Origin of the sequence: Bradyrhizobium algeriense (assembly GCF_036924595.1) — a bacterium.
Taxonomy (GTDB): domain Bacteria; phylum Pseudomonadota; class Alphaproteobacteria; order Rhizobiales; family Xanthobacteraceae; genus Bradyrhizobium; species Bradyrhizobium algeriense.
Genome location: NZ_JAZHRV010000001.1, coordinates 636,067 through 648,625 on the forward strand (window position 1 = coordinate 636,067; position 12,559 = coordinate 648,625).

At 63.7% G+C, this 12,559-nt stretch carries 13 protein-coding genes; 8 read left to right on the forward strand and 5 right to left on the reverse strand.

The annotated features are described in order from the left end of the window. Window positions 1-19: 19 nt before the first annotated feature. Window positions 20-703, reverse strand: coding sequence for a cupin domain-containing protein (locus tag V1286_RS03095; RefSeq protein ID WP_334477493.1), 684 nt, complete (start codon window positions 701-703; stop codon window positions 20-22). A gap of 153 nt (window positions 704-856) precedes the next feature. Between V1286_RS03095 and V1286_RS03100 the strand changes: the two genes are divergently transcribed. From V1286_RS03100 to V1286_RS03120, 5 genes are all read left to right on the forward strand, one after another. Beyond that, entirely contained in the window at window positions 857-1,624 is a 768-nt protein-coding gene (locus tag V1286_RS03100) for an ABC transporter substrate-binding protein (protein ID WP_334477495.1), read from the forward strand. Beyond that, complete coding sequence (locus V1286_RS03105; protein WP_334477496.1) at window positions 1,624-2,277, forward strand: amino acid ABC transporter permease; 654 nt, start codon at window positions 1,624-1,626, stop codon at window positions 2,275-2,277. Before V1286_RS03100 ends, V1286_RS03105 begins: the two co-directional genes overlap by 1 nt. Continuing rightward, on the forward strand, window positions 2,274-3,005 hold the full coding sequence (locus V1286_RS03110; protein WP_334477497.1) for an amino acid ABC transporter ATP-binding protein: 732 nt from the start codon (window positions 2,274-2,276) through the stop codon (window positions 3,003-3,005). Before V1286_RS03105 ends, V1286_RS03110 begins: the two co-directional genes overlap by 4 nt. 17 nt (window positions 3,006-3,022) lie before the next feature. Further along, window positions 3,023-4,315, forward strand: coding sequence for an NAD(P)/FAD-dependent oxidoreductase (locus tag V1286_RS03115; RefSeq protein WP_334477499.1), 1,293 nt, complete (start codon window positions 3,023-3,025; stop codon window positions 4,313-4,315). A 116-nt stretch (window positions 4,316-4,431) separates the two neighbouring features. Further along, the gene (locus tag V1286_RS03120) at window positions 4,432-5,628 is read left to right on the forward strand and encodes a DUF1236 domain-containing protein (protein WP_334477500.1); all 1,197 of its coding nucleotides are present in this window, start codon (window positions 4,432-4,434) and stop codon (window positions 5,626-5,628) included. An 84-nt stretch (window positions 5,629-5,712) separates the two neighbouring features. Here V1286_RS03120 and V1286_RS03125 read toward each other — a convergent pair whose 3' ends face one another. Further along, on the reverse strand, window positions 5,713-7,305 hold the full coding sequence (locus V1286_RS03125) for a gamma-glutamyltransferase family protein (RefSeq protein ID WP_334489514.1): 1,593 nt from the start codon (window positions 7,303-7,305) through the stop codon (window positions 5,713-5,715). A 199-nt stretch (window positions 7,306-7,504) separates the two neighbouring features. On the opposite strand from V1286_RS03125, the gene V1286_RS03130 reads away from it, so the two are divergent. Together V1286_RS03130 and V1286_RS03135 are read left to right on the forward strand one after the other, a co-directional pair. Next, window positions 7,505-8,236, forward strand: a complete 732-nt coding sequence (locus tag V1286_RS03130; RefSeq protein WP_334477502.1) for a gamma-glutamylcyclotransferase — start codon at window positions 7,505-7,507, stop codon at window positions 8,234-8,236. Between the two features lie 160 nt (window positions 8,237-8,396). Continuing rightward, window positions 8,397-10,061 (forward strand): flavin-containing monooxygenase, encoded by a 1,665-nt coding sequence (locus V1286_RS03135; RefSeq protein ID WP_334477504.1) that lies wholly within the window; start codon window positions 8,397-8,399, stop codon window positions 10,059-10,061. A 34-nt stretch (window positions 10,062-10,095) separates the two neighbouring features. Here V1286_RS03135 and V1286_RS03140 read toward each other — a convergent pair whose 3' ends face one another. From V1286_RS03140 to V1286_RS03150, 3 genes are all read right to left on the reverse strand, one after another. Continuing rightward, a complete protein-coding gene (locus V1286_RS03140) occupies window positions 10,096-10,947 on the reverse strand; it encodes a phytanoyl-CoA dioxygenase family protein (protein ID WP_334477507.1) in 852 nt (283 codons plus the stop codon). A gap of 82 nt (window positions 10,948-11,029) precedes the next feature. Continuing rightward, the gene (locus V1286_RS03145) at window positions 11,030-11,530 is read right to left on the reverse strand and encodes an L-2-amino-thiazoline-4-carboxylic acid hydrolase (protein ID WP_334477508.1); all 501 of its coding nucleotides are present in this window, start codon (window positions 11,528-11,530) and stop codon (window positions 11,030-11,032) included. A 40-nt stretch (window positions 11,531-11,570) separates the two neighbouring features. After that, window positions 11,571-11,954 (reverse strand): nuclear transport factor 2 family protein, encoded by a 384-nt coding sequence (locus V1286_RS03150; RefSeq protein WP_334477509.1) that lies wholly within the window; start codon window positions 11,952-11,954, stop codon window positions 11,571-11,573. Between the two features lie 183 nt (window positions 11,955-12,137). On the opposite strand from V1286_RS03150, the gene V1286_RS03155 reads away from it, so the two are divergent. Beyond that, a complete protein-coding gene (locus V1286_RS03155; RefSeq protein ID WP_334477510.1) occupies window positions 12,138-12,524 on the forward strand; it encodes a TfoX/Sxy family protein in 387 nt (128 codons plus the stop codon). Window positions 12,525-12,559 lie beyond the last annotated feature (35 nt).

A 12,559-nucleotide genomic window follows, 5' to 3' on the forward strand; every position in this document is an offset into this window, starting at 1 on the left:
CGTTGTTCCAGACCGTCGCTCATGACGCCGCCGTTATGCAGTTCACCCACAGCACGACCGCTTTCGCATCTTCCGCCGGATTTGAAAAGCGGTGAGGGCGGCGGCTGGCGAAGCGAAAACTGTCGCCCGTCTTGAGCGACCAGGTCTCGGCATCCACGGTCAGCGTCATCTCGCCTTCCAGTACCAGACCAGCCTCTTCGCCGTCATGGGTGTAGAGTTCGTCGCCGGTGTTGCCGCCGGGTTCCAGGTGCACGAGAAACAGATTCAGGCGGTTCTCCGTTCCCGCCGGGCTCAGCAATTGTTTGGAAATGCCGGTGCGCCACAATTTCAGTTCGGCGCGCTGCAACTGGCGCGTCACCACGCCGCCTGAAGCCGCATCGTCGCTGGGCCGCGAGCCGAACAGCGCGGCGATGCCGACGCCGAGCACGTCGGCCAGCGTTGCGAGCACGCGCAGCGAAGGCGACGACAGGCCGCGCTCGATCTGGCTGAGGAAGCCGATCGACAGATCGGTGCGCGCGGCGATCGTCTCCAGCGACAGTTTGTGTTCACGGCGCAGGTCGCGAATGCGCCGGCCGACGGCGAGGTCCATCGCCGGTTCGGCCGGCCTTGCGGCAGCCTTCGCCTTCGGCTTGCGCGCCGCCTTTGCCGTGGCCCTTGCCTTGGCCTTGGGCGCCGGCTTTTTAATTCTCTTGCCACCGCTCACGTCAGTCTGCTTCCTTCATGTGCATGAAAATTGCTTGCAATGCCGCGGCAAGTGTGACCACAATTTCATAATGGTGAAAATAGGCCGGAACGGCGTTTCCCGCAACTCTTTGGTCTGACGCGGGCGGCGGTGTTCGATCCAGGAGGTGGTGCCATGGCTCTCAAACGTCTCGTCCAGGCCGCGATGGCGGCTGTTGTTCTGACCGCCGCGATGCCGGCATCCGCGCAAAAGGTGCTGAAAGTGGGCTCGACGCCGACCGGCGTGCCCTTCACCTTCCTCGACACCAAGACCAACAGCATTCAGGGCATCATGGTCGATCTCATCACCGAGATCGGCAAGGACGCCGGCTTCCAGGTCCAGATAGAGCCGATGCAGTTCTCGACGCTGATCGCCTCGCTCACCTCGAACAAGATCGACATCATCTCGGCGGCGATGTTCGTTACGCCAGCACGCAAGGAAGTGATCGATTTCTCCGAACCGTTCTACAGCTATGGCGAGGGACTTCTGGTGCCGAAGAGCGACACCAGGACCTATGCCAAGCAGGACGATCTGAAGGGCGAGGTGGTCGGTGCGCAGGTCGGAACGGCGTTCGTCGATGCGCTGAAGAAGTCCGGACTGTTCAGCGAGGTGAAGGCCTACGACACGATCCCGGATATTCTGCGCGATGTGAACGCCGGACGATTGAAAGCAGGCTTCGCCGATTACCCGATCCTCGCCTATAATCTGAAGCAGGGCGGTTTTCCCGAGGCGCGCATCGTCGAGAGCTACAAGCCTGCGACGATCGGCTCGGTCGGCATCGGCGTGCGCAAGGGCGATACGGAGCTGCTGGCCAAGATCAATACCTCGCTGGCGAAGCTGAAGGCGAACGGCACGGTGGAAAAGATCCTCGAGAAATGGGGCCTGAAGGCGCAGGGGACCTGATGCAGGCCTTCTGGCGCGATACTGTCGAGTTCCTGCCGATCCTGATGAGCGGTGTGGCGCTGACGATTATCGTCACGCTGGGATCGCTGGTCTTGTCGACCATGCTCGGCCTGGTCTGGGCGCTGATGCGCGTATCGGGTATCGGCTTTCTCACGGGACTAAGCGCCGGCGTGATCAATGTGATCCGCGGCATCCCGATCATCGTGCTGCTGTTCTATCTCTACTTCGTGATGCCGGAATTCGGCCTGACACTGACGGCGCTGCAGGCGGCGATTCTAGGTCTCGGCATCGCTTACTCGGCCTACCAGGCCGAGAATTTTCGCGCCGGCATCGAAGCCGTCGACAAGGGCCAGATCGAGGCGGCGCAGGCGATCGGCATGAGCTGGTGGCTGACCATGCGCCGCGTGGTGTTGCCGCAGGCGGTTAGAATCGTGCTGCCGCCCTATGGCAACGTGATGATCATGATGCTGAAGGATTCGTCCCAGGCCTCGACCATCACGGTCGCCGAACTCGCCTTGCAAGGCAAGCTGATCGCGTCATCCACCTTCAAGAACACCAGCGTGTTCACGCTTGTTGCGCTGATGTATCTCACCATGAGCATCCCGCTCATCCTTCTGGTCCGTCACTTCGAAAAGCGGGCAGGCCAGAAATGATCGAGCTCTCCAACGTCCACAAGAGTTTTGGCAAGGTCGAGGTGCTGAAGGGCATCACGGCGTCGGTCGAGAAAGGCGAGGTGGTCTGCATCATCGGCCCCTCCGGTTCGGGCAAGTCCACCATCCTGCGCTGTATCAACGGACTGGAAAGCTATGACAGCGGCGATATCCTTGTTGAAGGGGCAAAGGTCGATCGCAACGCACCCTCGATCGTTTCGATCCGGACGCAAGTCTCGATGGTGTTCCAGCGCTTCAACCTGTTTCCGCACCGGACTGCGCTGGAGAACGTCATCGAGGGGCCGATCTATGTGAAGAAGGAGCTGCGCGCCGAGGCGCTGGAGCGCGGCCGCGCGCTGCTGGCGCGGGTTGGGCTGGCTGAGAAAGCCGATGTCCACCCGCCGCAACTGTCGGGCGGACAGCAGCAGCGCGTCGCGATTGCACGTGCGCTCGCCATGCAGCCGAAGGCGATATTATTTGACGAGCCGACCTCGGCGCTCGATCCCGAACTGGTCGGCGATGTGTTGGGCGTGATGCGCAAGCTCGCCGATGACGGCATGACCATGGTCGTCGTCACCCATGAAATGGCATTTGCCAAGGACGTCGCCGACCGCGTGCTGTTCATCGACGGCGGCGTGATCGTCGAGCAGGGGCCGGCGAAGTCAGTCCTCAACCAGCCGCAGCATGCGCGCACGCAGGACTTTCTGCGGCGCGTGCTGCATCCGCTCTAAACTTCGGTCGTTTGTCCATGAGTTCACCTGTCTCGCTGCCGCTGCCGCCAAGTCTCTATGCCGATACGGCCGTGGCGCCGCCGCCTGCGCCGCCGCTCGATGCGGACAGGAATGTCTCGGTCGCGATTATCGGCGGCGGTTTTACCGGGCTGTCGACGGCGCTGCATCTGGCCGAGCAGGGCGTGAACGCAATCGTGTTGGAAGCGCAGCAGCCTGGCTGGGGCGCATCGGGCAACAATGGCGGCCAGGTCAATCCGGGGCTGAAGCACGACCCTGACCGGATCGAGGCGGATTTCGGCACTGAGCTCGGCGGCCGCATGATCGCGTTTTCCTACGGCACCACCAACTACACGTTCGACCTGATCCGCCGCTACCAGATCCCCTGCGAGGCGCGGCAGAACGGCACGCTGCGCGCGGCTTACAATGAAGCAAGCGCGGCGGGAATCGAAAACACCGCAAAGCAATGCATCCGCCGCGGCATGCCGGTGACGCTGCTGAACCGCGAACAGATGCGGGAGATGACCGGGACCGACCGCTATCTCTGCGCCATGCTGGATAATCGCGGCGGCGATCTGCATCCGCTGAGCTACGCGCGCGGTCTGGCGCGCGCGGCGATCGCGGCGAGCGCTGCCGTCCATGGCGAAACCCCGGCGCTCTCTCTGTCGCGTGAAGGCGCCGGCTGGCGCATCGAGACGCCACGCGGAATCGTGCGCGCCGAAAAGGTGCTGCTGGCGACCAATGGCTTTACGGACGATCTGTGGCCGGGCTTGCGCCGCACCATCGTGCCGGTATTCTCCTCGATCGCCGCCACCGCGCCGCTGTCCGATGCGGTCGCGCGCGAGATCATGCCGGCGCGCCCGGTGCTGTACGAGAGCGGCCACATCACGGTCTATTACCGCATCGATGCGCATAATCGCTTGTTGATGGGCGGCCGCGGGCCGATGCGCTGGATCAGCAAGCCAGCCGACGTCGCCTATCTCATCCGCTATGCGGAACGGCTGTGGCCGGGCGTGAAGGGCGCGACCTGGACGCACGGCTGGAACAGCCGGCTCGCGATCACGCCCGATCACTATCCCCATGTGCACGAGCCCGCGAAGAACCTCCTGATCTCGCTCGGCTGCAACGGCCGCGGCGTCGCGCTCTCGACCGCGATGGGCGCGCAGCTCGCACGTCGGCTGATCGGCGGCGGAAGCGCAGCACTCGACATGCCGATTACCAGCATCAAGCCGATGGCGCTGCACGCGTTCTGGCCGATCGGCGTCACTGCCGCTGTCGTGGCAGGGCGGGTGCGGGACCGGCTGGGCATGTAGCGGCGCGGCGGCCGCTGACCCTCGATCGACTAATGAGTCATACCACTCGCCTTGGACGGAACCTTCCATCCCCGGCCAGCGTTCGCTTGCGCAGGGCCAAGTTTGAGGAGGTCAGGATGCGCAAGCAGCTATTGTTGTCGACTGGAATTGTTTGCCTGATGCTGGCACCGGGTCTGTCGTATGGGCAGGCCCCAACGGGAAGAAGCGAGGAGCCGAAGCAGATGCAGCCGAGCGGCGCCGGCAAAGGTGCTGCATCGCAAGAACGCGGCGCCGAGCGCGCGCAAGAACGCGCGAAGGGTGGGGAACAGAAGGCTCAAGGCGCGATGGGTCGCGAAGAAAGGGGAACCGGTTCCCGGCAAGCCGGGGAAAAGGGCAAGGCTGCGACGCCCGGGGCGGATCGTCCGACGGCTGCGAGCGATGACAGCAAGCGTGGACGCGGTGAAGACGCAAGGCCAGCAGCGCGCGCGCAGGACTCACGTCAAGGAGGTCGAGAAGGTAAGGACGCCAAGGGCAGCGCCGAGATGAAGCGCGACGGTGCCGGCGGCAAGTCCAGCGTCGAATCCGAGAAGACCAAGGGCGGAACTGCGGCGTCGCAGAAGGAGCGCGAGGGCACGGCCACCACGCAGAAAGAGCCAAGCCGCGATCAGCGAGGCGAAACCTCAAAGGATGCCGCTCAGCAGAGCAAGGACCGGCCGGCCGCCGCGAGCGAAACCACGCGCACACAGACCCAGACCAGCCAGACGCAGAGCCAGCAGTCGGGGATCTCGACCGACAAGCAGGTTCGCATTTCCGAGACGTTGACCCGCGAGCGGCTCGCGCCGCCGCAGCGCAATCTCAATGTCGCGATCCGGGTCGGCGAACGGATTCCGCGGAACGTGCGCGTCCAACGGCTGCCGGCTGCCATCGTCGCGATTGAGCCGGCGTATCGCGGTTATGATTACTTCACGACCGAAGAGGAAATCGTGATCATCGAACCCGGCACGCAGCGGATCGTAAGCCATGTCCCGCGAGACGCGTCGCGCATTCGCGCCGCGGGCGGTGAGACCGGAAGTGGACGTGCGGCCGACGCTATGGCCCAGGCCGGCGGTGCGCCTTGCCGTATCATGCGCCGGGATACCGCGGGCAATATCACCGAAGTCTCGCCCACGACAGTTGGTTCGACCGCACCGCAGGATTCGATCAGCGTCACCGTTCGTGCGCCGGGCGGCGGCGGGTCGACAAACCCGATTGCATTGGGTGCATCCGATGGACAAATCGTGGTCGCAATGCAAGGCGGTGATTGCACCGTAACGATTGAGCCGCAGACGCGATAGTGAAGCGAAACGGCATCATCACGCCGATCATCGTCGAGCAAGAGAAAGTGCGGCACGCGTGCCGCATTTTCTTCAGATGCAGCTTCACCCCTCCGCCACCGCCTCGCTCCACGGCTGGAACACCTCGGTCGCACCGCTGTTGGTGTCGCCGTCGCGCAGTACGATGCTGGGGCAGGCGAATTTCATTGGCAGGGTCTGGATGCGGGCTTCCTCGTAGTCGAAGCGCTCGCGTAACGCTTCGCGCGCGGCCTGCGGCAGGCGAACATCGCCGATCACCACGGCGCCTTCGCTGGCGTCGATGCGGGGCTGGTGGATCACCGCGTCGAGGTCCATGCCGTAATCCATCACAAAAGACAAAAGCTGGCTCACCGCCGGCAGGATGCGCCGGCCGCCGGACGCGCCGATGGCGGCGCGGCGGCCATCACTGGCCTGCGCCAGCACCGGTGTGTAATTGGTCAGGCAGCGCTTGCCCGGCGCCAGCGAGTTCGGCGCGCCCGGGCTCGGGTCGAACCACATGATGCCATTGTTCATGGTGATACCGGTCTGGCCGGATACGAATCTGGAGCCGAAGGACGACAGCAGCGTCTGTGTCACCGCGGCCATGTTGCCGTCGCGATCGACTGCCGAGAAATGCGTGGTGCAGGCCGGCGCCAGCGCTTCCGCGCCGAGCGAACGCCTGCCGTCTTCATCGCCCATGTCCTTCAGCCGTTCGCGATAAGCCGCCTGCAGCGCCGAGGCGTAGGCGACGTAGGCCGCCGCATCCGGTCCGCCGCGCGCGGGCTTGAGATCGTTCTGCAACAGACCGAGCGTGCGCGACAGCGTGGGTCCCGCCGTGAGTTCGGGCGTCGCGAACACCTTGCCGCCGCGATAGGAAATCGTTAGCGGCTCACGCAGATGGGCGCGGAACGGCTTGAGGTCATCGACCGACAGCGCGCCGCCGGCGGCCTGGATGTCGGCAGCAAGGCTGTTCGCCAAATCACCCTCGTAGAAGTCGCGCGGGCCGGCGCTGGCGAGTTGCGCCATCGTGGCCTTGAGCCGGTCCTGCGGCATGCGAACTTTGGCCTTGATGGCCCATTGCGGATTCGGCGGCAGGCCATCCTGCAGATAGGTGGCGGCGCTGGCGGGATAACGCCGCAGGTCCGCAGCCGCGCTAGAAATCATCAGCGTTGTCCACCAGTCGACTGCAAGGCCCGCATCGGCGAGCTTGACGCTCGGCGCCAGCAATTCCTTCCACGGCAGTTTGGCGTGGCGGCGGTGCGCTTCCTCCATGCCGGCCACCACGCCGGGCACGGCGATCGAGCCGGGACCATGGATATTGCGGTCGCCTTTTACGCGCGACCAGGGAAAAATATCGGATGCCGCGCCGTCGCCGGTCAGCGGATAATCCGCAAGGTTGAGGCTCGCCGGCGCGCGCATGCCGTAGTCGATCACTTCATAGCGGTCTTCCCGCGCCCGGTAGAGCACCATCGCGCCGCCGCCACCGAGCCCGCTCATCCAGGGCTCCAGCACGCCCAGCGCAAAGGTGGTCGCGATGACAGCGTCGACGCAGTCGCCGCCCGCGGCCAGCACCTCGGCGCCGACTCGCGCCGCCCTGCCGGATTGCGCGGCGACTATGCCGCCTTTGGAGGAGACGGCGGGCTTGCGGATCGCTTGCGTGTTGGAAAACTGGTCGCGCATCGGATGGCCTTCGATATCGGGGGGAAGTTTTGCGGGGGGCGGGGTGGGGATGAGCTTCATTACACCCTAAAAATCCTGGGCGAGCCATGACAGAATAACATGCAGGGGGACCACATTCGTTCGTCTTCACGGTTGGCGCCGGACGGCCGACAATGGCACATTGCGGAGGATTGTCGCATCACCAAAGGGGCATGCCGGCTTGACCGCGGACGCATTCATTCATTTGCCCGAGCTTCGAACCCGGGTGACGCATCCGGAAAAATCGCGGCTGCGGCTGACGCCCGAGATGTTTGCGATGTGGGAGCAGCGTGTGCGGGAAGCGGGATGGCCCGCTGACTGGCGGCTGTCGGACGAGGTGATCGAGGCGTCGCGGCTTGCGGTGCTCGGCGATCACAGCGCGGGCTGCGACCTCTGGATCTATTGCTACGGCTCGCTGATGTGGGATCCAGGATTTCATTTCGCCGAAGTCCGGCTTGCCGACGTTGAGGGCTATCAGCGCCGCTTCACGCTGAAGATCAATCTCGGCCGGGGATCGCATGACTATCCGGCGCTGATGCTTTCGCTGGAGCCGCAGCAAGGACGTTGCCACGGACTGGCGTTCCGCATCGCCGCCGCCTCCGTCCATACAGAGACCGCGATCCTGTGGCGCCGCGAGATGCTGCGCGGCGGCTACGCGCCGGCGATGGTGCCGATGCTCACTCCGCAGGGGCCGATCGAGGCGCTTGCCTTTGTCTCGAACCCTTCGCACCCGAGCTATGTCGGCGAGCTGCCGCTGGCGGAGACCGCGCGCCTGATCGCAAGCGGGAAGGGCATCCTCGGCACCAACAGGGAATACCTCGTGCAACTGGCGCTGCAGCTCGATGCGTTGGGGATACAGGATCCTTATGTCGAGCAACTCCACGCCGAGATCGGCGCCACGCCGGGTACCTGATACGGTCAAAACGCGAACGCGCCCACTTTCAAACAATCTGAGCGCCGTTTCCGCAACCCAACCCAACCCGGCAGCCTGACGCAAGTGCACGGCACGAATAATTCGGTATAGTCGACCCCGCGCCAAAATCGTCCAAGAAACAACAACGGGGAAGCCGCGCATGACCGGGGACATCAAGCCGCATTACGAGGTCGTCGTCGTTGGCGCGGGCGTGTCGGGCATTTACCAGATCAAGCGGCTGGCCGATCTCGGGGTGGATGCTCTGGTGCTGGATGCCGCTCCCGATCTCGGTGGAACCTGGTACTGGAACCGCTACCCGGGCGCGCGCTTTGATTCCGAGAGCTACACCTACGGCTATTCCTTTTCGAAAGAGCTGCTCAACGAGTGGCACTGGAAGGAGCGATTTTCGGCGCAGCCGGAGAACCTGCGCTACCTCAACTACGTCACCGACAAGTTCGATCTGCGCAAATATATGCGCTTCAATCGCAAGGTGGCGGCGGCGCTCTTCGACGAGGCAAATCATCTGTGGCGGCTCAGGCTCGACGACGGCTGCGAGCTGACCTGCCGGTTCGTCATTCTTGCGGTCGGGTTGCTGTCGATACCGACGCTGCCGCGGCTGGAAGGCATGGAGACGTTCAAGGGGCGCTCGTTCCACACTTTTTATTGGCCGCATGAGCCGGTCGAACTGGCCGGCAAGAAGGTCGGCATCATCGGCACCGGCGCTACTGCGATCCAGGTGATCGGCGAGATTGCGGACAAGGTCGGCGAACTCACTGTGTTTCAGCGCCGTCCGAACTGGAGCGCGCCGCTCAACAACAGCCCGATCTCCGAAGCTGAGATGGCCGACATTCGCGCGCGCTACGACGACATCTTTGCCGCCTGCACCCGCACTCCCGGCGGGTTCGAGCATGAGCCGGATCGGCGCGGCTTCTATGAGGTCACGGCTGAGGAGCGGATCGCGCTGTGGGACAAGCTCTATGACGAGCCCGGCTTCGGCATTTGGCTGAGTAATTTCCGCGAGATTTTTACCGACGAAGCGGCCAACGCCGAGTTTTCCGCCTACATCGCCGGCCGCATCCGCCGACGCGTCAAGGATCCGGCGACGGCGGAGAAACTGATTCCGAAGGATCACGGCTTTGGCGTGCAGCGGGTGCCGCTGGAGACCAATTACTTCGAGGCCTATAACCGCGACAATGTGCACCTCGTCGACATCAGCGAGACCCCGATCGAGCGGGTGACCGAGACCGGCCTGCGCTCCAGCGCACGCGACTACGAGCTCGATATTCTCGTCTATTCCACCGGCTTCGATGCCATCACCGGCTCATTCGATGCGATCGACATCACCGGTGTCGGTGGCGTGAAACTGGCCGACCAGTGGCGCGACGGGCCCTCGACCTTTCTCGGCATGATAGCCCATGGTTTTCCGAACCTGTTGATGCCGACCGGCCCGCAGAGCGGCTCGGCCTCGACGAATTTTCCGCGCGGCATCGAGAACGGTGTCGGCTGGTGCATGGGCCTGCTTGAGCACATCTGGCGCCGCGGCTATACGCGGGCGGAGCCAACGGCCGAAGCGCAGGCGCGCTGGACCGCGCATGTGACGAAGATGTACGCGATCATGCTGATGCGCAAAGCCAAGTCATGGTTCACCGGCTACAATTCCAACATCCCCGGCCATGAACACGGCAAGACGCGATACCTCGTTTATAATGGCGGTACGCCAAAATATGTCGCGGCCATCACCGACGTTGCCGAGAGGGGCTATGAGGGCATCGCGTTCGATGCGGGTGCGCAGGTATCGGCGAGGTCGGCGACCGCCGCAGAGTAAGGCGCGCGTGGAGGCCCCGGCGCCCTTGCACCACTCAGTGCGGCCGCAGCAGGCGCCTTGGGTGAACGCCGTCGACATATCCCATGAACGGCGGATGGATCGAGTAGCCGATCAGCTCGCGGGCGCGCTCCGGCAATTGGCTCGCCACTTCAGCGGGGACGGCGAGTGCCATGTTCTCGAGTTGCCGCACCCAGCCCACGCAATATTGCGGCGTGACAATCAGGCGCGGCCGGTCTGACCGGTTGGCGCCGCCGCGGTGCCACAGCGTTCCCTTGGTGATCGCCAGCGATCCCGATGGCATGATTAGCTTGATGGCATCGGCCCTGTTGCCCTCATCGTGATCGGCTGTGTTGGTGAAATGAGCAGGCTGCAGCGCGCCCTCGATATATTGCCCGTCCCACAGATGGCTTCCCGGAATGATTTCGGTGGCGCCGTTCTGCTCGGTCGTGTCGTCGATCGCCCAGAACGTGCTGATGCCGAGCGCGGGACGGGGCCGCGGAATCTTCGCGGCGCCGTCGTCAAAATGCCAGGGCTGCACCGTCTCGCCGGGATGCAGATTGATCGCGAGCATGGCGGACAGCAGGCAGCTCTCGCCGAGTTCGGCTTCCACAAAGGCCATGGCGAGCGGATGGATCGCGAGTTCTGCAAAGACCGGCGATTTCGCCAGCAGGGCATAGACCCGATTGGTCCTGGTGCCTTCGAAATCGTTGCGGCCGAGCAGATCGCGCGCCAGGTGCGGCGCCAGCGCCTCGCGGATTTCAGCGACGCGATCGGGCGCAAGAACGCGTTCGAAGATCAGGTAACCGCTGCGGTCGAACTCTTCCCTCAAGGAGGTGAATGATCTTCCCTTGAGCCAGGGTGACGCTTGCTCCGCTGTCGCTGCCATCGGCGCTCTCCCTTGCGAGCCCGGTCAAGCCAGGCTTCTTGGGGGACATCATACTCGATTGAGAGCGTTTTTCACGAGGCAATTACGTTCGCGGCGCGAACCTGTAGCGGAACGTGCAGCTCGGCGCGCCCTGCATCAGGGTCTGGTCGCGCGTGAGGCCGACGTCGCTGCCGCCGGCCGCGACGATATCGAAATCGGTGGCGCATACCAGCAGCGCGCCGAGTTCCGGCTCGCCGAGCGCGCGAAAGAATTCCGCGAACCGGCAATGCGTGATGTCGAATTCCAGCGCCTCCTCATCGTGACGGCGCATCTCGACCGTCACTTCCCGTTCGGTGACGTCGGCGAGTGCGGTGTGCATGGCCGCCCATTTGCGCCGTGCGCTACCCTCAACACGCTCGCCCACGGCGGCGAACAATTGCTTCGACCAGTCGCGCAGCGCGTCCTTTACAATCGCATCGGCCCTTTCCTTGCCCAGTTCAGCGCGCAACGCCCGCAGCACGGGCACCAGGACCTGGGCCTGGATCCGCGTCTTGTCCAGGAGCGACAGCCTGATATCGACCATGTAATCGTCGAGTACATTCATCGCTGGCGTCCTTCCATGTTGCAACGAACCTGCGGGGCGATCAGTCGCGCAGCTCGGTCATGAAGACTTTTTGCGCGATCTGCCAGCGGCCGTCGATCTTCAACAGCGACAGTTGATCAGTGAAGAAGCGCGGCGGGATCGCGCATTTGAGCTTGACGTAGGCCATCGTCGGACCAACGAGATCGATCGACAGCACCTGATCGTGGCGCGGCAGCCCGCGCTGCTTCGGCGACGGCCTGTTTCGGACGTTGTTCAGCCAGACGTCGCGGGGCGTGATCGCCAGTTCGCCCGCCTCCGAGATGCTGGTCAGCGCGCTGGTCGGATGAAAGGCGCTGGCAATCTTGCCAGCGTCACCCTCGTGGAGACCGTCGAGGTAGGACTTGATCACGCTTTCGATGGCTTTTGTATCGTCTGTACTGGTCATGAGATCTGAATTTCCGATGTTTTCGTTTTACTGAGAGATATTGAGCGATCTGGCAGGATATGCTGACGTCTCGGCGATAATAAGCGAAATACCTTGAGCGATTGACCTAGAAAATCTATTGCAAGACAGTCTGCCGGGTCCCTGTCATCGGTGGCGGAGAATGAAACTCAAGCAGGATTGAGCATGGTTGCCAGCGAAACCTATGCCGAGTTTTTGCGCGAGCAACTCGCACCGCTCGGCCGTGTCACGCTGCGGCCCATGTTCGGCAAGACCGGCATGTTCTGCGACGGGGTGATGCTCGGGGTGGTGACGGAGAACACGCTCTATTTCCGGGTGGATGATGAGAACCGGGAGGCGTTCAGGGAAGCGGAGGCGTTTCCGCCGCTCAACTACGCCAAGAAGGGCCAGATCATTGACCTCGCGTTCTGGCGCGTGCCGGAGCGGCTGTTCGACGAGCCCGACGAACTCATCGCGTGGGCGCGCGCCGCGCTGGCGGCGGCACACCGGGTTGCGGCGAAGAGGCCGGCGCCAAAGCAGCACAAAGCATCAAAGCAACGCCAACGCTCGTGAGCAACCGGACCTGAGAGACTCAAGTCAGGTCGCCC

What these genes read in the sequence shown, in the direction of transcription:
- V1286_RS03140 (WP_334477507.1), bottom strand. Translation starts at nt 10,947, where the DNA reads ATGGCAGCGACAGCGGAGCAAGCGTCACCCTGGCTCAAGGGAAGATCA.
- V1286_RS03115 (WP_334477499.1), top strand. Translation starts at nt 3,023, where the DNA reads ATGAGTTCACCTGTCTCGCTGCCGCTGCCGCCAAGTCTCTATGCCGAT.
- V1286_RS03100 (WP_334477495.1), top strand. Translation starts at nt 857, where the DNA reads ATGGCTCTCAAACGTCTCGTCCAGGCCGCGATGGCGGCTGTTGTTCTG.
- V1286_RS03120 (WP_334477500.1), top strand. Translation starts at nt 4,432, where the DNA reads ATGCGCAAGCAGCTATTGTTGTCGACTGGAATTGTTTGCCTGATGCTG.
- V1286_RS03110 (WP_334477497.1), top strand. Translation starts at nt 2,274, where the DNA reads ATGATCGAGCTCTCCAACGTCCACAAGAGTTTTGGCAAGGTCGAGGTG.
- V1286_RS03155 (WP_334477510.1), top strand. Translation starts at nt 12,138, where the DNA reads ATGGTTGCCAGCGAAACCTATGCCGAGTTTTTGCGCGAGCAACTCGCA.
- V1286_RS03150 (WP_334477509.1), bottom strand. Translation starts at nt 11,954, where the DNA reads ATGACCAGTACAGACGATACAAAAGCCATCGAAAGCGTGATCAAGTCC.
- V1286_RS03125 (WP_334489514.1), bottom strand. Translation starts at nt 7,305, where the DNA reads ATGCGCGACCAGTTTTCCAACACGCAAGCGATCCGCAAGCCCGCCGTC.
- V1286_RS03145 (WP_334477508.1), bottom strand. Translation starts at nt 11,530, where the DNA reads ATGAATGTACTCGACGATTACATGGTCGATATCAGGCTGTCGCTCCTG.
- V1286_RS03135 (WP_334477504.1), top strand. Translation starts at nt 8,397, where the DNA reads ATGACCGGGGACATCAAGCCGCATTACGAGGTCGTCGTCGTTGGCGCG.
- V1286_RS03105 (WP_334477496.1), top strand. Translation starts at nt 1,624, where the DNA reads ATGCAGGCCTTCTGGCGCGATACTGTCGAGTTCCTGCCGATCCTGATG.